Source organism: Allobosea sp. 47.2.35 (assembly GCF_024655635.1).
Lineage (GTDB): Bacteria > Pseudomonadota > Alphaproteobacteria > Rhizobiales > Beijerinckiaceae > Allobosea.
Genome location: NZ_JANLGI010000006.1, coordinates 227,738 through 244,804 on the forward strand (window position 1 = coordinate 227,738; position 17,067 = coordinate 244,804).

Annotated in this window: 19 protein-coding genes; 2 read left to right on the forward strand and 17 right to left on the reverse strand. The window is 67.6% G+C overall.

Annotated elements, in window-relative coordinates; translation table 11 throughout:
• Positions 1 to 86: 86 nt before the first annotated feature.
• From NUV79_RS10510 to yajC, 4 genes are all read right to left on the reverse strand, one after another.
• A complete protein-coding gene (locus NUV79_RS10510) occupies positions 87 to 464 on the reverse strand; it encodes an Mth938-like domain-containing protein (RefSeq protein ID WP_257733023.1) in 378 nt (125 codons plus the stop codon).
• 8 nt (positions 465 to 472) lie between these two features.
• Positions 473 to 1,432, reverse strand: a complete 960-nt coding sequence (secF, locus tag NUV79_RS10515; protein WP_257733024.1) for a protein translocase subunit SecF — start codon at positions 1,430 to 1,432, stop codon at positions 473 to 475.
• 24 nt (positions 1,433 to 1,456) lie between these two features.
• Positions 1,457 to 3,067: a protein translocase subunit SecD gene (gene secD / locus NUV79_RS10520; protein WP_257733025.1), complete on the reverse strand. Its 1,611-nt coding sequence runs from the start codon at positions 3,065 to 3,067 to the stop codon at positions 1,457 to 1,459.
• 63 nt (positions 3,068 to 3,130) lie between these two features.
• Positions 3,131 to 3,406 (reverse strand): preprotein translocase subunit YajC, encoded by a 276-nt coding sequence (gene yajC / locus NUV79_RS10525; RefSeq protein WP_257733051.1) that lies wholly within the window; start codon positions 3,404 to 3,406, stop codon positions 3,131 to 3,133.
• A 340-nt stretch (positions 3,407 to 3,746) separates the two neighbouring features.
• Here yajC and NUV79_RS10530 point away from each other — a divergent pair, with 340 nt between their 5' ends.
• Complete coding sequence (locus tag NUV79_RS10530) at positions 3,747 to 4,625, forward strand: ATP-binding protein (RefSeq protein ID WP_257733026.1); 879 nt, start codon at positions 3,747 to 3,749, stop codon at positions 4,623 to 4,625.
• Positions 4,626 to 4,829: 204 nt separating this feature from the next.
• Here the strand turns inward: NUV79_RS10530 and NUV79_RS25260 are convergent, their stop codons facing one another.
• Positions 4,830 to 6,101 (reverse strand): LysM peptidoglycan-binding domain-containing M23 family metallopeptidase, encoded by a 1,272-nt coding sequence (locus NUV79_RS25260; protein ID WP_308218178.1) that lies wholly within the window; start codon positions 6,099 to 6,101, stop codon positions 4,830 to 4,832.
• Between the two features lie 361 nt (positions 6,102 to 6,462).
• Here NUV79_RS25260 and NUV79_RS10545 point away from each other — a divergent pair, with 361 nt between their 5' ends.
• On the forward strand, positions 6,463 to 6,711 hold the full coding sequence (locus tag NUV79_RS10545; protein ID WP_257733027.1) for a hypothetical protein: 249 nt from the start codon (positions 6,463 to 6,465) through the stop codon (positions 6,709 to 6,711).
• 33 nt (positions 6,712 to 6,744) lie between these two features.
• Here the strand turns inward: NUV79_RS10545 and NUV79_RS10550 are convergent, their stop codons facing one another.
• The 12 genes from NUV79_RS10550 to NUV79_RS25270 form a co-directional block, all read right to left on the reverse strand.
• Entirely contained in the window at positions 6,745 to 7,407 is a 663-nt protein-coding gene (locus NUV79_RS10550) for a protein-L-isoaspartate O-methyltransferase family protein (protein ID WP_257733028.1), read from the reverse strand.
• Positions 7,408 to 7,426: 19 nt separating this feature from the next.
• A complete protein-coding gene (surE, locus tag NUV79_RS10555) occupies positions 7,427 to 8,188 on the reverse strand; it encodes a 5'/3'-nucleotidase SurE (protein ID WP_257733029.1) in 762 nt (253 codons plus the stop codon).
• A 3-nt stretch (positions 8,189 to 8,191) separates the two neighbouring features.
• Positions 8,192 to 9,493, reverse strand: a complete 1,302-nt coding sequence (gene serS, locus NUV79_RS10560; RefSeq protein ID WP_257733030.1) for a serine--tRNA ligase — start codon at positions 9,491 to 9,493, stop codon at positions 8,192 to 8,194.
• 109 nt (positions 9,494 to 9,602) lie between these two features.
• Positions 9,603 to 10,415: a twin-arginine translocase subunit TatC gene (gene tatC / locus NUV79_RS10565; protein WP_257733031.1), complete on the reverse strand. Its 813-nt coding sequence runs from the start codon at positions 10,413 to 10,415 to the stop codon at positions 9,603 to 9,605.
• Positions 10,412 to 11,110, reverse strand: coding sequence for a Sec-independent protein translocase protein TatB (gene tatB / locus NUV79_RS25265; RefSeq protein ID WP_308218179.1), 699 nt, complete (start codon positions 11,108 to 11,110; stop codon positions 10,412 to 10,414). Before tatB ends, tatC begins: the two co-directional genes overlap by 4 nt.
• Before the next feature lie 46 nt (positions 11,111 to 11,156).
• Positions 11,157 to 11,405 carry a twin-arginine translocase TatA/TatE family subunit gene (locus NUV79_RS10575; RefSeq protein ID WP_257733032.1) on the reverse strand — a complete coding sequence of 83 codons (249 nt, stop codon included), beginning with the start codon at positions 11,403 to 11,405 and terminating at the stop codon, positions 11,157 to 11,159.
• 81 nt (positions 11,406 to 11,486) lie between these two features.
• Entirely contained in the window at positions 11,487 to 12,593 is a 1,107-nt protein-coding gene (locus NUV79_RS10580; RefSeq protein ID WP_257733033.1) for an ABC transporter ATP-binding protein, read from the reverse strand.
• Positions 12,594 to 12,640: 47 nt separating this feature from the next.
• On the reverse strand, positions 12,641 to 13,330 hold the full coding sequence (gene scpB / locus NUV79_RS10585) for an SMC-Scp complex subunit ScpB (protein ID WP_257733053.1): 690 nt from the start codon (positions 13,328 to 13,330) through the stop codon (positions 12,641 to 12,643).
• A gap of 5 nt (positions 13,331 to 13,335) precedes the next feature.
• On the reverse strand, positions 13,336 to 14,166 hold the full coding sequence (locus NUV79_RS10590) for a segregation and condensation protein A (protein ID WP_257733034.1): 831 nt from the start codon (positions 14,164 to 14,166) through the stop codon (positions 13,336 to 13,338).
• A 48-nt stretch (positions 14,167 to 14,214) separates the two neighbouring features.
• Positions 14,215 to 15,225: a beta-N-acetylhexosaminidase gene (nagZ, locus tag NUV79_RS10595; protein ID WP_257733035.1), complete on the reverse strand. Its 1,011-nt coding sequence runs from the start codon at positions 15,223 to 15,225 to the stop codon at positions 14,215 to 14,217.
• Between the two features lie 60 nt (positions 15,226 to 15,285).
• The gene (locus NUV79_RS10600) at positions 15,286 to 16,380 is read right to left on the reverse strand and encodes a TRAP transporter substrate-binding protein (protein WP_257733036.1); all 1,095 of its coding nucleotides are present in this window, start codon (positions 16,378 to 16,380) and stop codon (positions 15,286 to 15,288) included.
• 186 nt (positions 16,381 to 16,566) lie between these two features.
• Positions 16,567 to 17,067: SPOR domain-containing protein (locus NUV79_RS25270; RefSeq protein WP_308218180.1), on the reverse strand; the 501-nt coding region annotated here is incomplete at its 5' end.

Consider the following 17,067-nt stretch of genomic DNA (forward strand, 5'->3'; position numbering starts at 1 on the left):
TCATTCGCCCTTGGCCCAAGCCCAGTCTAGGCCAAGCGCCGCGTCATCGCTACGCGCCGCTCACATGGCCGGCTCACGACATGGTCCTAGTCGACCGCGATCAGCGCCGCCGCCACCCGCCGGTCTTCGCCGACGAGGACGTTATAGGTCCGCGCCGCCGCGCCGGTCGCCATGCCCTCGACCGCGATTCCGGCCTGCTTCAGGGGATCACGCAGGGCGGGCGGAATGAAGGCAATGTCCGCCCCCGTCCCGATCAACAGGAAATCGATCGTCCCGGCCTCATCGAGCACCGGTTGCAGGCTCTCGATCGTGACTTCGGAAAAGCGCGTCACCGGCCAGATGCGGATGCCGGCCGGCGTCGCGATGATCGAGCCCTTGTGGCTCATCTCGGCGAAGCGGAACCCGCCCGCGCCGATGGCGTCGAGTGGGAAACGGCCGGGAACGAACCCGTCGAAGCGCGGCATGAAGCCGCTCAGGCCTTGGCCTTGGCGGCGGAAGACTTGGCTCGCGCCGCCTCCTGCGCCTCCTCACGGGCGCCGGCCGAGCGGACGTCCATGTAGAGCAGCACCGGCGTCGAGACGAACATCGCCGAGTAGGTGCAGACCACGACGCCGAACAGCATCACCAGCGCGAAGCCCTCGATCGCCGAGCCGCCGAAGATCACGAGCGCCAGCAGCGACAGGAATGTCGTGGTCGCCGTCATCGCGGTGCGCGACAGGGTGGAGTTCACCGAGAGGTCGAGCAGCTCGGCCACCGGCATTGTCTTGTAGCGGCGCAGCAATTCGCGCGTACGGTCGAACACAACGACGGTCTCGTTCAGCGAATAGCCGACGATGGTCAGGATCGCCGCGATCGAGGTCAGGTTGAATTCGAGCTGCGTGATCAGGAAGAAGCCGATCGTCAGCACGATGTCGTGCAGCGTGCCGAGGATCGCGCCGATCGCCAGCGGCATCTCGAAGCGGAACCAGAGATAGATCAGCACGCCGACGATCGCGAGCACGACACCGAGCGTGCCGGCCTGCACCAGCTCGCCCGAGACGCGCGGGCCGACCGTCTCGACGCGGCGGAACTCATAGCTGGAGGCGAAGGCCTCGCGCGCCTTGACCACGACCGCCTGCTGCGCGGTCTCGCCGCCCGGCTGCATGCCGAAGCGCATCGAGACCTCGCCAGCCGCGCCGAACTCCTGAACCTCGGCCTCGCCGAAGCCGAGCCCGTTGGCCGTGTGGCGGATCTGGGCGATGTCGATGCTGCCGCTCTTGGCCTGCATCTCGATCAGGGTGCCGCCCTTGAAGTCGATGCCGAAATTCAGGCCGACGGTGAGGAAGAGGACGAGCACCAGGATCGAATAGGCGGCCGACAGCGGATAGCTGAAGCGGCGGAACCAGACGAATTTGAACTTGGTGTTGTCGGGAACGATACGAAGCAGGCGCATGGCCAATCTCCTGAAAGGCTTGCGTCAGAACGGCAGGCGCTTGGGCTTGGCCCAGCGATACCAGATCGCGATCAGCATCCGCGTCAGCGTCACCGCCGTGATGACGGTGGTGAGAATGCCGAGGATGAAGACCACCGCGAAGCCGCGCACCGGGCCGGAGCCAAGCGAGAACAGCGCCACCGCCGCGATCAGCATCGTGACGTTGGAGTCGATGATCGTGGCGAAGGCGCGCTGGAAGCCGGCTTCGAGCGCCGAGACGAGGCTGCGGCCCTGATGCTCCTCCTCGCGCATGCGCTCGTAGATCAGCACGTTCGAATCGACCGCCGTGCCGATGGTCAGCACGATGCCGGCGATGCCGGGCAGCGTCATCGTCGCGCCGAGGAAGGACATCAGGCCGAAGATCAGGCCGACATGGACGACGAGCGCGATGCTCGCGATCAAGCCGAAGATGCCGTAGGTCGCGAGCATGTAGATCACCACCAGCACGGTCGCGATCAGGGTCGCCATCTTGCCGGCCTGGATCGAGTCGGCGCCGAGGCCGGGGCCGACGGTACGCTCCTCGACGATCGTCATGCGGGCCGGCAGCGCACCGGCGCGCAGCAGGATCGCCAGGTTGTTGACCTGCTCGACCGTGAAATTGCCGGAGATCTGGCCCGAGCCGCCCGTGATCGGCGACTGGATCACCGGCGACGAGATCACCTTGTTGTCGAGCACGATCGCCAGCGCACGGCCGAGATTTTCGGTGGTGATCTGGCCGAAGCGCTGGGCGCCGCGGATGTTGAAGCGGAAATTCACGATCGGCGTGCCGCTGCGCGAATCGAAGGCCGGCTGCGCGTCGATCAGGTCGGCGCCATCGACCGAGGGCTGGCGCAGCACGGGAACCTGCTGGCCACCGGCATCCTGCGACGGCAGCATGTCGACATCGGCGCTGTTGGCATCGCCGACGAGGCGGAACTCGAGTTTCGCGGTCTGGCCAAGGATTTCCTTGAGCTTCTGCGGGTCCTGCAGGCCCGGCACCTGCACCAGGATGCGGTCGAGGCCCTGACGCTGGATGTTCGGCTCGGTCGTGCCGAGCGCGTCGACGCGCCTGCGCAGCACTTCCATGGCCTGCTCGACGGCCCGGCGGATGCGCTCGTTCGAACCGGCCTCGGTGACCGTGAGCTGGATCAGCCCGTCCGGCTGGTCGGTGATGTTGATCGACTGGTTGCCGGAGGGGCCGAAGGCGCCGAGCGTGCCGATCGGCTGGGCGAGCTCGCGCAGCTTCGGCAGCACGCGGGCCCGCTCGGTCGCGTCCGGAACGCGCACCTGCACGCCGCGTGTCGTGGTCTGGATGCCACCCTGCGGGTTGGCGCGCTCTTCGCGGAGGATACGGCGGACGTCGTCGCGCAGCTGGACGACCTGGCTGCGCACCAGTTCGGCCCGGTCGATTTCGAGCAGGACGTGGGACCCGCCCTGCAAATCAAGGCCAAGCACCACCGCATGGATCGGCAGGAAGGCCCGCGGAATCCAGGACGGCGCGTTGGTTTCGATGGCCTTGCGCGTCTCAGGTGACAAGAGGTTCGGCACGGCGAGCCCGCAGCCGATGAACAGCACGAGCAGGACGAGAATGACCTTGCGGGCCTGGAGACGAAGCATCTGCGTGAACAGCCTTGTAATCGTGCCGGGGCTCCCTCATCGGGAGCCTGGGCCGCCGCATTCTCAGTTCTTGACCGGCTCGCCCTTGGAGCGGACGTCCTGGATCATGCCGCGCACGATGCGCACGCGCACGCCGTCGGCGATCTCGACCTCGATCTCGCCGTCGTCGACGACCTTCGAGACCTTCGCGATCATGCCGCCGGAGGTGACGACGGTGTCGCCGCGGCGCACGTTCTTGATCAGCTCCTGATGGGCCTTGGCCCGGCGCTGCTGCGGCCGGATGATCAGGAACCACATGATGACGAAGATCAGCAGGAACGGCACGAGCTGGATCAGCATGTCGGCGCCGCCACCGGCTCCTGTGGCCTGGGCGAAAGCGGGGGTGATCACGAATACACTCCTCTGGTACGGCGGCGGCACGCCGCCGACCGCGAATCTCTGGATGGAAGACGCAAGCCAAAACCACCGCCCGGCCGCAAAATCGCGCGGACTATAGCCAGCAACGCCGTGAAATCAATCGGACGCGCCCGGTCTCCCATGCGCGATCCCTCACCTATGGGCTGGCTGCCATTCGCGCAATGCCCCTTGCGCGCGATCCACGGCGTGGTTTAGGTAGCGGCATGAACCGTACCGGACGGTACGGTACGGTTCAACGGAACGAAACGAAGGCCACGCCGCCATGACCACGACCGAGACCGACCAGACACTCGCGACGCTGCTGCGCATCGCCGACGCGCTGGAGCGTATCGCCCCGCCCCGTCGCAAGGCCGCCGACCTCAAGGCCGCCGACGCCTTCGTCTGGCAGGCATCGGGCTCGGAACTGGTGCCGGTTCCGAAGGTCAACCGCGTCGCGCTCTCGCTTTTGCGCGGTGTCGACCGCGTCCGCGACACGCTGGCCGAGAATACCGAACGCTTCGCCAAGGGCCTGCCGGCGAACAACGTCCTGCTCTGGGGCGCACGCGGCATGGGCAAGTCCTCGCTGGTCAAGGCCGTCCATGCCGACACCAACCTGCGCCTCGCCAAGGATGCGCTGCCGCTGAAGCTGATCGAGATCCATCGCGAGGACATCGAGAGCCTTCCAGGGCTGATGAGCCAGCTGCGCAACGATCCTCACCGCGCCATCGTCTTCTGCGACGATCTGTCCTTCGACAGCGACGACACCTCCTACAAGTCGCTGAAGGCGGTGCTCGACGGCGGCGTCGAGGGGCGCCCCGACAATGTGGTGTTCTATGCCACCTCGAATCGCCGCCACCTCTTGCCGCGCGACATGATGGACAACGAGCGCTCGACCTCGATCAATCCGGGCGAGGCGATCGAGGAGAAGGTCTCGCTGTCCGACCGTTTCGGCCTCTGGCTCGGCTTCCACAAATGCAGCCAGGACGAGTACCTGGAGATGATCAACGGCTATGCCGGCCATTTCGGCCTGGACGTCGCCGCCGACGAATTGCGCCGCGACGCGCTGGAATGGTCGACGACGCGCGGCTCCCGCTCCGGCCGCACCGCCTGGCAGTACATCCAGGACCTTGCCGGCCGACTGGGCCGGAAGCTGGAGGGTTGAGGAGCGTCATTCTCGGGCTTGACCCGAGAATCTCATGACAAGAGGACACCGGTTTCCGAGATGCCCGGGTCAAGCCCGGGCATGACGACGCTGGAAACACAAACGAAAACGGGGCCGCCCTTTTCTGGGGCAGCCCCGTTCTTTTCGATCGGGAGGGTCTCGCGGAACCGATCGAAGGGTGAAACCTCGTCCGCGGCTCCGGAATCAGTTGTTCAGGTAGGGCGTCGGATCGACCGGCGCGGAACCCTTGCGCAGTTCGAAATGGAGCTGCGGCGAGGAGACGTTGCCGGTCTGGCCCGAGTTGGCGACGACCTGGCCGCGCTTCACGGTGTCGCCGCGCTTCACCTTGAGCTCGCCGTTATGGGCATAGGCCGAGACATAGCCGTTCGGGTGACGGATCAGGACAAGGTTACCATAGCCCTTCAGCTCGCTGCCGGCATAGGCGACCGTGCCGCCCTCGGCAGCCTTGACCGGTGTGCCCTCGGGAACAGCGATGTTGATGCCCTCGTTGCCACCCTTGCCGCTGTAGCCGGAGATGACGCGACCGCGAGCCGGCCAGCGGAAATCCGCCTTGTCGCCGGGCGAGGCTTCTTCTTCCTGCTTCGGAATGCTGGCGGTGGTCTTAGGCTCGGGCGCGGGCTCGGCCTTCGGGATCGCGGTCGGCTTCGGCTCGGCAGCCGGAGCGCTCGCCACGACCACCGGCTTGGCGGCCGGCGCAGCGGTCTTGACCGGCTTCGCTTCGGGCGCAGGCTTCACGGCGGCGACCGGCGCAGCCGCAGGCTTCGCAGCCGGCGTCGGCAGGGCGGCACTGGTCTTGCGGGCATCGGCCTTGGCCTTCGCCTCTGCGGCGAAGCGAGCGCGCGATTCCTTCATGGCCTGAGCGTCTGCGGCAGCCTTCGCCTTGGCTTCAGCGGCGGCGGTGGCCTTGGCCTCGGCGGCAGCCCTGGCCTGCGCCTTCGGATCGACGGCGGCCGGCGGGGTCACACGCGGAGCTGCCGACGGGCCGGCGACGAAACGCTGCGTCTCGGCGGGAGCCTGCGCGATTTGACGGACCGGCGCCGGGGCGGCCGGAGCAGCGGAAGCAGAGGCGTTATAGACGGGAATGGTGATGCGTGTGCCGGGGGCGACATTCGCATTGCTCAGCCCATTCGCCGACATGATGGCGGCGCGCGGCACGCCGTAGCGCGACGAGATCGTGTCGAGCGTCTCGCCCTGGGCAAGCACAACGGGCGTACCGCCCTGCGCGGACCAGCCGGCGGCACCGCCGGAAACGGCCTGCGGAGCGGGCGAGCTCAGCGCGACGGAGGATTGCGGCGGCGGCAGGGGCTGCGCCCGGACCAGCGGCGCGGAAGCCACCGGCTGCAGCGGCGCACTCGACACCTGCCCGATGGAGCCGGTCGTGACCGGATCGCGAACCTGGGACGGCGCCTGAGCCGACTTGAAGGGGCTGTCGAACGGCGTCTCGGTGAAACGCATCGTATCCGACGAGCACGCGCTGACGCCGATGGCGAACAGGCACACCGTTGACAAACGACGGAGAGCGCGGGGATTGATCGATCCGGCTTGGCTACGCATGAACTGAGTACTCGCGAACGACGCAACTCGATGAAGGCGATTAAAGTCCCGTTGAGCTTAATTTCGCGTAAACGCCCTGGGAAATCTGGTTGATGCCGCAGCCGGCACGAATGACGAGGCCCGCCGCATCTATGGCCCCGCGCCCCGGGCGAACCCCGCAATTGCGGCAGCATCGCCCTTGCGCTAACGCAACGGCATGCTTCGTGTGACCCTCGCCTGTTTTGCGCTTCTTCCCGGTCGGGCGGCCCTATCGGCCGAGTCGATGCTGAAGCAGATGCACGGGACCTGGCGCTCGGAGAAGCAACTGATCCTGATAGACACGGAAAGAATGCTCGGCAATATCGACGTCACCCGACCGTTTCAGCGCGACGCGCTGAGATTGCGCGATATCTCCGGCCGGATGGTCGTCTTCGAGATCGGCGGCAAGCGCTTCATCGGCTTCTTCGACCGCAACGAGCTGCGCCTGACCGGCGACGGCATCGCCGATTCCGACGTGCTTCAGCGCCGATAGACGGCTCGGCCTGCCTGCGGTCCGCCGGTCGATCTACAGCGCGCGCGACCGTCCGGGGATCAGTGGCGGCAGGCGCAACGCTGGGCCAGTTGCGTGATCGAACTGCCCATCTTCGAGATGCGTGACCACCACCCGCCGCGCCGCGCCATCGATACGCAGGGCGCCGACGAGCCTTCCGCCCGGCGACAGCCGCGCCAGCAGTGCTTCCGGCACCGCCTGGGTGACGCCGTTGACGAGGATGCGGTCGAAGCGCCCGAGCGTCCGGTCTGGCTGGAAGCCGTCGGCATGGCGCAGGTCGATCGCGCCGCCGAAACCGCTGCCCGAAACCCGCTCATGCGCGGCCAGCGCCAGCGAGCGGTAGCGCTCCAGCGAGACGACCTCGGCCCCCATCGCGGCAAGCAGCGCCGAGACATAGCCGGAGCCGGTCCCGACCTCGAGCACGCGCGCACCCGGCTGCATGTCGAGCGCGCCGAGCAGGTTGGCGACAGTATGGGGGGCGGTCATCGTCTGGCCGCAGGGCAGCGGCACCGAGACGTCCTGCCGGGCGAGATCGGCGAAGCGGGCCGGCGCGAAACGGTCGCGCGGCACCCGCTCCATCGCACGCAGCAGCGCGAGGTCGCGCACGCCCCGCGCGCGGAGCGAAAGCAGGAAGGCGACGGTGCGCTCGCCTTCGCTGGCCGGCGCGTCCTCGCTCATGCCCCTCCCCGCCCCCGGCTCAGGCGAAGAGCTGCGCGAAGCGCGTCAGCGTCGGCTCATGCGTCAGGTCGAGCTCGAGCGGTGTGATCGAGATGCGCTTCTCCGCCAGCGCCTTCAGGTCGGTGCCGTTGGCCGGCTCCTTGCCGCTGCGCTGGAAGGCGATCCAGTAATAGGGATTGCCGCGGCCGTCCTTGCGCGGCTCCAGCTGCACCAGCTCCTGGTCGCGCCGGCCCTGCACGGTGACGGCGACGCCATCGACCTCGTCCGGCCCCGCATTGGGGAAGTTGAGGTTGAACAGCACGCCTTCCGGGATGCCCTCCTCCAGCAACCGGCGGATGATGCCCGGCGCATGGCTCTCAGCGCAGTCCCAGCGGATCGAATCGCGATTGCCGGGCGAGTAGGCCTGGCTCACCGCGATCGAGGGCACGCCGAGCAGCGTGCCTTCCATGGCGGCGGCGATGGTGCCGGAATAGGTCACGTCCTCGGCGACGTTCGAGCCGCGATTGACGCCGGAGAGAACGAGATCGGGCCGCGCCTCCTTCATGACGGCGCGCACGGCCATGATCACGCAATCGGTCGGCGTGCCCTGCACCGCGAAGCGCTTCTCGTCGATCTGGCGCAACCGGAGCGGATTGGACAGCGACAGCGAATGCGCGACGCCGGACTGGTCGGTCTCGGGCGCCACGACCCAGACATCGTCCGAAAGCTGGCGCGCGATGCGCTCCAGCACGGCCAGGCCCTCGGCATGGATGCCGTCATCATTGGTGACGAGGATACGCATGTCTCAGGCCGCCTTCTCGATCCGCGTCACGCCGCGCATATAGGGCACCAGAACGTCCGGCACGGTGATCGAGCCGTCGGCGTTCTGGTAGTTCTCCATCACGGCGATCAGCGCGCGGCCGACCGCCGTGCCCGAGCCGTTGAGGGTGTGCACGAAGAACGGCCCCTTGCCGTCCCTGGTCTTGTAGCGGGCGTTCATGCGACGCGCCTGGAAATCGCCGCAGACCGAGCAGGACGAGATCTCGCGATAGGTCTTCTGGCCGGGCAGCCAGGCCTCGATGTCCCAGGTCTTCTGCGAGGCGAAGCCCATGTCGCCGGTGCACAGCGTCATCACGCGATAATGCAGGTCGAGCTTCTTCAGCACCGCCTCGGCGCAGGCGAGCATGCGCTCATGCTCCTCGCGCGACTTCTCCGGCGCCGTGATCGAGACGAGCTCGACCTTCTCGAACTGGTGCTGGCGCAGCATGCCGCGCGTGTCGCGCCCGGCCGAGCCGGCTTCCGAACGGAAGCAGGGCGTGAGCGCGGTGAATCGAAGCGGCAGCTCCTCCTCGGAGAGGATTAATTCCCTTGCGAGATTGGTCAGCGGCACCTCGGCGGTCGGGATCAGCCAATGCTCCTCGCCGGCCCGGAACTGGTCCTCGCGGAACTTCGGCAGTTGCGCCGTGCCGAACATCGCGTCGTCGCGCACCAGCAGCGGCGGGTTCACCTCGGTATAGCCGTGCTCCTCGGTGTGCGTGTCGAGCATGAACTGCCCGATCGCCCGCGACAGACGCGCGATCCCACTTTGCAGCACGACGAAACGCGAGCCGGAGAGCTTGGCTGCCTTCTCGAAATCCATCTGGCCGAGCGCCTCGCCCAGCTCGAAATGCTGCTTGGGGTCGTTGACGCCCTTGAGCAGCCCGCGCTCCTCCGGCTTCACGCCATGGACATGCAGCACGACATTGCCGTGCTCGTCGGCACCGTCGGGCACATCGTCGAAGGGCGTGTTCGGGATCGCGGCGAGCGTCTCGTCGAGCTTGTCCTTGGCGGCCTTTTCCTCGGCCTCCAGCGCCGGCTGCTGCTCCTTGAGCGCCGCGACCTCGGCCTTCAGCGTATCGGCGAGCGCGACATCCTTCTGCGCAAAAGCCTTGCCGATCTCCTTGGAGAGCGCGTTGCGGCGCTCCTGCGTGGCTTGCGCCTTGGCGATCGACGAGCGGCGGACATCGTCGAGTTCGAGCAGCGAGGACGACAGCGGCGCCAGGCCCCTGCGCTCAAGCCCCTTGTCGAACGCCGCGGCGTTCTCGCGAATCCATCTGATGTCGTACATCGTCGTCCGGCCATGCCATCGCTGCGGAATGCAGCGACGCATGCTCTAGACCGGGATCGCGCGCGAGGGAACCACCCCTCGCGTCATTCCGGGCGGAAGCGGAGATCGGTTACTCCGCCGCGTCCTCTTCCGCCTTCTTCGCCTCGCTCTTCTTCTCGACGCGACGCACCGAGAACACCGAGAGCTCGTAGAGCAGCATCATCGGGACGGCGAGCATCAGCTGCGAGATCACGTCCGGCGGGGTCAGCACCGCCGCGACGACGAAGACGAAGACGATGGCGTAGCGACGCTTTTCCTTCAGGAATTGCGAATCGATGATGCCCGCCTGCCCGAGCAGGGTCAGGATCACCGGCAGCTGGAAGGCGATGCCGAAGGCGAAGATCAGCGTCATGATCAGCGAGAGATACTCGCTGACCTTGGGCAGGAGCGCGATGCCGGCCTGCCCGTCCGTCGCGGTCTGCTGCATGCCGATCGAGAACTTCATCAGCACGGGCATGGCGAAGAAGAACACCATCGCAGCACCCGCGATGAAGAAGAGCGGCGTCGCCACCAGATAGGGCGCGAAAGCCTGCTTCTCGTTCTTGTAGAGCCCCGGCGCGACGAACTTGTAGATCTGCGTCGCGATCACCGGGAAAGCCAGGAAGCCCGCGCCGAAGGCCGCGATCTTGATCTGGGTGAACAGATACTCCAGCGGCGCGGTGTAGATCAGCTGGACGTTCGCGCCCGGCCCCGCCGCCCAGATATAGGGCTGGACCAGGATGTTGTAGATCTGCGTCGCCAGCGCGAAGCAGAGGAAGAACATCACCAGGAACGCGATCAGCGACTTGATCAATCGCGAGCGCAATTCGACGAGATGCTCGATAAGCGGCGCGCGCGAGGCCTCGATCTCGTCCTCGCCGTCGCGAGGATTGGCGACGCTCATGCGGAGTTCTCCTCGCCCTTGGCGGCCTTGCGCTTGCGGGCGGCAGGCTTGGCGGGTTCAGCCGGAGCGGCAGCGATCACAGCCTTCGGCTTGCGTGCCGCAGCGGCTTTCGGAGCCTTCGCCGGAGCGACCACAACCGGAGCCGGTGCCTCGACGACGGCAGGAGCTTCGACAGCCTTGACGCTACGCTTGCGGACAGGCTTCACCGGGATAGGCTCGGCCACGGCGACCGGAGCCTCGGCGACGACGGGAGCAGGCTCCGCCTCGGACTTCTTGGCCCGCTTCGGCTTGTCGGCAGGCTTCGGCGCCTCGGCTGCGATCTGGACCGGCGGAAGCGGCTCCGGCAGCGGAATCGAGGCGAGCTTGGCCTCGGCCTCCTTCAGGGCGGCGTCGTCAGGCTTCGCAGCGTCCGGCTTGGCCGTATCGAAGTCCTTCGGGGTATCGATCGGCTTGAAATCGTTGTTCAGCGCGCTCGACACCGATCCACCGACATCCTCGACCTGCTTCTTCAGATCGGCGAGCTCGGCCTCGCGCATCGCGTCGTTGAACTGCCCCTGGAACTCCGAGGCCATGCGCCTGACACGGCCAATCGTCTGGCCGACCGTGCGCAGGGCCTTGGGCAGGTCCTTCGGGCCGATCACGACCAGCGCCACCGCGCCGATCAGCACCATCTCGCTCCAGGCGATGTCGAACATCGACGGCTCGTCCTCTCAAGCCCGTGCCCCGGAGGGCACGGCGGCATCAGGCCTTGTGCTCGGCCTTGGCCTGGGCCTGGGCGGCGGCGTTGTCGGCCTTCGTCTGGTCGATCACCTTGGGATCAACGTTGGTGGCGGCCGGAGCCGCCGCCTCGTCATCCTCGGCCATGCCCTTCTTGAACGATTTGATGCCCTTGGCGACATCGCCCATCAGCTCGGAAACCTTGCCGCGCCCGAACAGCAGCATCACGATGACGCCGACGACGATCCAGTGCCAAATGCTCACGCCACCCATGGCGAAACTCCTCCGAAATTGCGTCGACCGGGGAATGGCCCCAACCAAATCCTTGCCCGGTCGCTTGTTCGGCGGCGGAACCTATTGATCCGCAGCCGGAAACACAAGGACTTCGTCCGACGGAATCTCGACCCCGATCTCGTCGCCCACCTCGATCTCGTCCGAGAGCGGCGCCCGCACCGACAAGGCCCGATCGAAACCGTCCACGGTCACCTGAAGGTGATCGGCCTCGCCGAGGAAGCGCCGTGCCGTCAACCGCCCGCGCAGATAGTAGCCCTTCGGCACGATGCGGACGCGATGAGGCCGGATGCAGGCGACAGCGATCGATCCTTCCGCTAGTCCGGGGGCCGCGAAGCGGCCGAGCGGCGTATCGACCGCCCCACCCGACACACGGCCCTCGATCTCCGTCAGATCGCAGAAAAATCGGGCGGCAAAGAGGCTGTTGGGCTGACGGTAGAGCTCCTCGCCGGTCCCGATCTGGACGATGCGCCCTGCCCGCATCAGGACGATCCGGTCGGCGATGCGCATCGCGTCTTCCGGATCATGCGTGACGATGATCGAGGTCGCGCCGGTTTCCTCCAGCAGGGCGGCGGTCTCGTCGCGCACCACGTCGCGCAGCCGCCGGTCGAGATTGGAGAAGGGCTCGTCCATCAGCAGCACGCCCGGCCGCGGCGCGATCGCGCGCGCCAGCGCCACGCGCTGTTGCTCGCCGCCCGAGAGCATATGCGGATAGGAATCGGCAAGATCGGCGAGCCCGACCCGCCCCAGCGCCCGCAGGGCGGTTGCATCGGCCGTCGCGGGCGTCTGGCCGCGCAGGCCGAAGCGGACATTGTCGCGCACCGAAAGATGCGGAAACAGCGCATAATCCTGGAAGACGAAGCCGACGCCGCGATGCTCCGGCTCGACGAAACGATCAGGCGACGAGACGTCGCGCCCTTCCAGCAGGACGCGCCCCGCGCTCGGCCGCTCGACCCCGGCCGCGAGCCGGAGCAGCGTCGTCTTGCCGCAGCCGGATTGGCCCAAGAGCGCGACGATCTCGCCGGGCTTGACCGAGAGCGAGACATCCGACAGCGCCGTCACCGAACCGAAGCGCTGCGTCACAGCCTCGAAGCCGAGCGCCATCGGGATCGCCGCGCCGGCCGTGCCGCGCCGGCCCCAGCCGAGCCATCCTGATTTGGTTTCCGCCAAGGTCGATACCGCTCCGGCCGTTCCATCCCGGCCGATGGCCGGGCTCCTCACCCCTGTTGCGATCCGCCTTCGCCGTCGTCAAGCGGGCTGAACAGGTCGCCGAGCGGGTCCTCGTCGTCGCGCAAGCCCGGATCGTCATCGGGAACCGGCACGGCGAGGTCGCGCGTCAGGCGTCCCTCGATGAAGCCTGTGCCCTTCAATTCCTCCAGCCCCGGGAGGTCGTCGATGCGATCCAGCCCGAAATGATCGAGGAAGCCCGGCGTCGTCCCGTAGGTGATCGGCCGGCCGGGCGAGCGCCGCCGGCCGCGCAGGCGGACCCAGCCCGCCTCGAGCAGGATGTCGAGCGTACCCTTGGCGGTGGCGACGCCGCGGATCTCCTCGATCTCGGCCCGCGTCACCGGCTGGTGATAGGCGATGATCGACAGCACTTCGAGCGCGGCGCGCGACAGCCGGCGTGGCGGCTCTGCCTCCGCCGCGAGCAGGTAGCCGAGATCGGGCGCCGTGCGAAAGGCCCAGCCGCCCGCGACCTGACGCAGATTGACCCCGCGCAAGGCGTAGCTCTCGGCAAGCCGCGCCAGAACCTGCTCGATCGCGATGCCGGCGGGAATAGCCCGGCCGAGCGCCTCCGCTGTCAGCGGCACGGCGGAGGCGAAGAGCAGCGCCTCGACGACGCGCAGCGCCTGCGAAAAGGCCTCCGCCCCGCCATCGGTCTCGATGTCCTCGGGTTCAGTTGCCATGCCGGTCATGAGGCATCCTTGGCGGCGAAGGGCAAGCCTTCCGGCCGGGCCGAACGGCGGCGCACCTGGATCGGCGCGAAGGCTTCCTCCTGCCTGAGGTCGAGCACCCCTTCCCGCACCATCTCCAGCATCGCCGAGAGCGCGGAAGCCCGGACCGTCGCCCGCATCTCCCGCACCGGCAGGCCGTGAGAACTCATGTACTGCGTGAGATAATCGTCCAGTTCGGTCCAGTCGCCGGCCGCGCCGACCAAGCGTTGCAAGGCCTCGCGCGCCTCGACCAGCGACCAGACGGCGCGGTGCCCGACCGAGATATGCCCCTGCACCCGCTTCTGCCGCTGCTGGGCATAGGCTGCGAGAAGGTCGTAAAGCTCGGCTTCCCAGACCGGCCGGGCTCCCGCCACGATCTCCTCCGGCGCACCACGGGCGAAGACATCGAGTCCCAGCCGCTCGCGCGCCGAAAGCTTGCTGGCAGCGGCACGGATCGCCTCCAGCCGGCGCAGACGCAGCGCCAGCGCGGTCGCAAGATCAGCGGCGCTCGGCTCCTCGCCCTTGGGCGGCTCCGGCAGCAGCAGGCGCGACTTGAGATAGGCCAGCCAGGCCGCCATCACGAGATAATCGGCGGCGAGTTCCAGCCGCAGCGCCCGCGCCTCCTCGACGAAGGTGAGGTACTGCTCGGCCAGCGCCAAGATCGAGATGCGGTGCAGATCGACCTTCTGCCGGCGCGCGAGATCGAGCAGCAGGTCGAGCGGGCCTTCATAGCCGTCGACATCGACGACGAGCGAAGGCTCGCCCGCGCGCCCAGCGCGGTCTTCCTCGAATGGCAATTCGGCCGTCATCGAAGGCCCTGCCCCACCTGTCATCCCCGAAGGCGCAGATTCGGCCGTTCAGGCGCTCAAGGCAAGCGCGGCCGCGATCTCGGCGCGCGCGGCCTCCAGATCGACCGGCTCCGGCTCATGCCGGATGCGCCCGAGCGCGGCGTTCGCACGGCGGGCGCGGGCGCCGGTCATCTCCGGCACGGCCCCGGCGACCGCGATCATCTCGTCCATGATGCCGTGGCAATGCAGGATGACATCGACGCCGGCCCGGATCGCGGCACGCGACTTGGCCTCGAACGAGCCCGACAGCGCCTTCATCGAGATGTCGTCGGTCATGATCAGCCCGTCGAAGCCGAGTTCGCCGCGCATGATTTCACGCACGATCTTCCGCGAGATCGTCGCCGGGTTCCTGGCGTCGAGCGCGGTGAAGACGAGATGCGCGGTCATCGCCAGCGGCATGTCGGCGAGATGCCGGAACGGCCGGAAATCATGCGCACGCAATTCGTCGAGCGGGGCATCGACGATCGGCAGGTCGTGATGGCTGTCGGCGCGCGCGCGGCCATGGCCGGGCATGTGCTTGACGACCGGCAGCACGCCGCCGGCGATCAGCCCTTCGGCCGCCGCCCGGCCGAGCCGCGCCACCTGATCGGGATCATGGGCATAGGCACGGTCGCCGATGACATCATGGCTGCCGGCCACCGGTACGTCGAGCACCGGCAGGCAGTCGACATCGATGCCGACTTGTCTCAGGTCATGCGCCATCAGGCGGGCGTTGAGGCGGACGATCTCGCGCTGGCGGATGGGATCGTTGATCGCAAGGAAGGCACGCGCCGACTGGTATTTCGGCCAGTTCGGCGGCCCCATGCGCTGCACCCGGCCGCCCTCCTGATCAATCAGGATCGGCGCGTGCCAGCCGACCGTCTCGCGCATCTCGGCGGTGAGTGCCGCGACCTGCTCGGGCGTCTGCGTGTTGCGCTTGAAGACGATGAAGCCCCAGGGCCTTGCGTCGCGGAAGAAGGCCCGCTCGTCCGCGGTGAGGCTCGTGCCGAGGCAGCCGGCGATGAAGGCGCGCGATGTCATGCTACCGGGTTAGGAAGCGGAACGGGCGCGGTCAAGAATGATCCGCGCCCGCCCGGATTGTTACTTCACCTGCTGATAGGCCTGCGCGTTGAACGCGTCGAAGGGCAGCTCGGCGATGCGGAACCAGAGCTGCTCCTTCTTCCAGTACGGCAGGAAGGAATCATAGAAGGTCTTGAAGTTCGCGTTGCTGGCGGCAAGCTCGCCATACATGGCGAAGGCTTCCTTGAACGCCGCCGTCATCACCTCCTGCGGGAAGGGCCGCAGCTCGGCGCCGGTGCCGGCGAGGCGAATCAGCGCGTCGGGATTGTTATGGTCGTACTTGGCCAGGCAGTTCATGTTGGCCTCGGCACAGGCCGCCTCGACGATCGCCTTGTAGGAGGCCGGCAGCTCGTTCCACTTGTCCTGGTTGGCGAGGAAGCTGACATTGGCGTTCCCCTCCCAGAAGCCGGGATAGTAGTAGTACTTGGCGACCTTCACGAAGCCGAGCTTCTCGTCGTCATAGGGGCCGGAGAACTCGACGGCATCGAGCGTGCCGCGCTCCAGCGCCGGATAGATGTCGCCTCCCGCGATCTGCTGCGGCACCACGCCGAGCTTGGCCATGATCTGGCCGCCCATGCCGGCGATGCGCATCTTGAGGCCCTTCAGGTCCTCCAGCGACTTGATCTCCTTGCGGAACCAGCCGCCCATCTGCGCGCCGGTATTGCCGGACGGGATGGTGTGGATGTTGTAGGTCTTCATGAAGGCGCGGCAGAGCTCGAGGCCGCCGCCCTGGTAGAGCCAGGCATTTTGCTGACGGGCGTTGAAGCCGAAGGGCAGCGAGGTCTCGAAGGCGAAGGCCGGGTTCTTGCCGATATAGAAGCTCGCCAGCGTGTGGCTGCACTCGACGGTGCCGTTCTGCACGGCGTCGAGCGCCTGCAGGCCCGGCACGATCTCGCCCGGCGCGAAGACCTGGATCTGGAAATTGTTGTCGGTCATCTCGGCGACGCGCTTCGCGACATGGGTCGAGATGCCGAACAGCGTGTCGAGGCTCTTGGGATAGCTGGAGGTCAGCCGCCAATTGATCTTGGGCTGCGACTGCGCGATCGCGGGTGCGGCGATGACGGCGCTGCCTGCGGCGCCGGCACCGGCGACCTTGACGAACTTGCGGCGATCCATGGGCTTACCTCCAGCGTTCTGCCGGCCCGCCTTTTCGGGGCAGGCCACTCGTTATTGGGGAGGCTACTCGCATGGCCGAACGCATGAAACAAGCGTGGGAACACACCCTGCCATGCGTCTGATTCAAATGAGAACGGCGGCGCCCGGTGGGCGCCGCCGTCATGTCTCGTCACGGGTCGGTCGCGATCAGTTCTTGGCGATGAAGCACTGTCCGCCGGCAGCCTGGAGCTGCGTGCACATCGTCGTGGCATCCTCGCGGGAATAAGGTCCGACGCGGAGGCGGAACACGGTCTTGCCGCCGGCAAGCTCGGTCTTGCGGACGATCGGTGCCTGGCCGCCGAGTTGCTGAGGATACTTGCGCTGCAAGGCCGCGAAGGTGGCACGGGCTTCGCTCTCGCTGCCCGGAGCGCCGAGCTGCACCACGAAATCGCCCGTGCCGGCACGGACGGCAGCGGTTGCCGGAGCCGGCGGCGCAGCGACCGGAGCGGGCGCAGCGCTGGCGACGCGGGTCGGGGCGACAGGCGTCGTGGCAGCCGGCGGCGTGGTGGCACGCGCCTCGACCTTCGGAGCCGCGGCGGGAAGCTGGGCCGGACGGGACTGCGCAAGCGCGGGATTCGTCGCCTGCCCACCGAGGGGCCGGGGGGGGGGGGGGGGGGGGGGGGGGGGGGGGGGGGGGGGGGGGGGGGG

What these genes read in the sequence shown, in the direction of transcription:
- NUV79_RS10510 (WP_257733023.1), bottom strand. Translation starts at nt 464, where the DNA reads ATGCCGCGCTTCGACGGGTTCGTTCCCGGCCGTTTCCCACTCGACGCC.
- secF (WP_257733024.1), bottom strand. Translation starts at nt 1,432, where the DNA reads ATGCGCCTGCTTCGTATCGTTCCCGACAACACCAAGTTCAAATTCGTC.
- secD (WP_257733025.1), bottom strand. Translation starts at nt 3,067, where the DNA reads ATGCTTCGTCTCCAGGCCCGCAAGGTCATTCTCGTCCTGCTCGTGCTG.
- yajC (WP_257733051.1), bottom strand. Translation starts at nt 3,406, where the DNA reads ATGCTGATCCAGCTCGTGCCGTTCCTGCTGATCTTCGTCATCATGTGG.
- NUV79_RS10530 (WP_257733026.1), top strand. Translation starts at nt 3,747, where the DNA reads ATGACCACGACCGAGACCGACCAGACACTCGCGACGCTGCTGCGCATC.
- NUV79_RS25260 (WP_308218178.1), bottom strand. Translation starts at nt 6,101, where the DNA reads ATGCGTTTCACCGAGACGCCGTTCGACAGCCCCTTCAAGTCGGCTCAG.
- NUV79_RS10545 (WP_257733027.1), top strand. Translation starts at nt 6,463, where the DNA reads ATGCTGAAGCAGATGCACGGGACCTGGCGCTCGGAGAAGCAACTGATC.
- NUV79_RS10550 (WP_257733028.1), bottom strand. Translation starts at nt 7,407, where the DNA reads ATGAGCGAGGACGCGCCGGCCAGCGAAGGCGAGCGCACCGTCGCCTTC.
- surE (WP_257733029.1), bottom strand. Translation starts at nt 8,188, where the DNA reads ATGCGTATCCTCGTCACCAATGATGACGGCATCCATGCCGAGGGCCTG.
- serS (WP_257733030.1), bottom strand. Translation starts at nt 9,493, where the DNA reads ATGTACGACATCAGATGGATTCGCGAGAACGCCGCGGCGTTCGACAAG.
- tatC (WP_257733031.1), bottom strand. Translation starts at nt 10,415, where the DNA reads ATGAGCGTCGCCAATCCTCGCGACGGCGAGGACGAGATCGAGGCCTCG.
- tatB (WP_308218179.1), bottom strand. Translation starts at nt 11,110, where the DNA reads ATGTTCGACATCGCCTGGAGCGAGATGGTGCTGATCGGCGCGGTGGCG.
- NUV79_RS10575 (WP_257733032.1), bottom strand. Translation starts at nt 11,405, where the DNA reads ATGGGTGGCGTGAGCATTTGGCACTGGATCGTCGTCGGCGTCATCGTG.
- scpB (WP_257733053.1), bottom strand. Translation starts at nt 13,330, where the DNA reads ATGGCAACTGAACCCGAGGACATCGAGACCGATGGCGGGGCGGAGGCC.
- NUV79_RS10590 (WP_257733034.1), bottom strand. Translation starts at nt 14,166, where the DNA reads ATGACGGCCGAATTGCCATTCGAGGAAGACCGCGCTGGGCGCGCGGGC.
- nagZ (WP_257733035.1), bottom strand. Translation starts at nt 15,225, where the DNA reads ATGACATCGCGCGCCTTCATCGCCGGCTGCCTCGGCACGAGCCTCACC.
- NUV79_RS10600 (WP_257733036.1), bottom strand. Translation starts at nt 16,380, where the DNA reads ATGGATCGCCGCAAGTTCGTCAAGGTCGCCGGTGCCGGCGCCGCAGGC.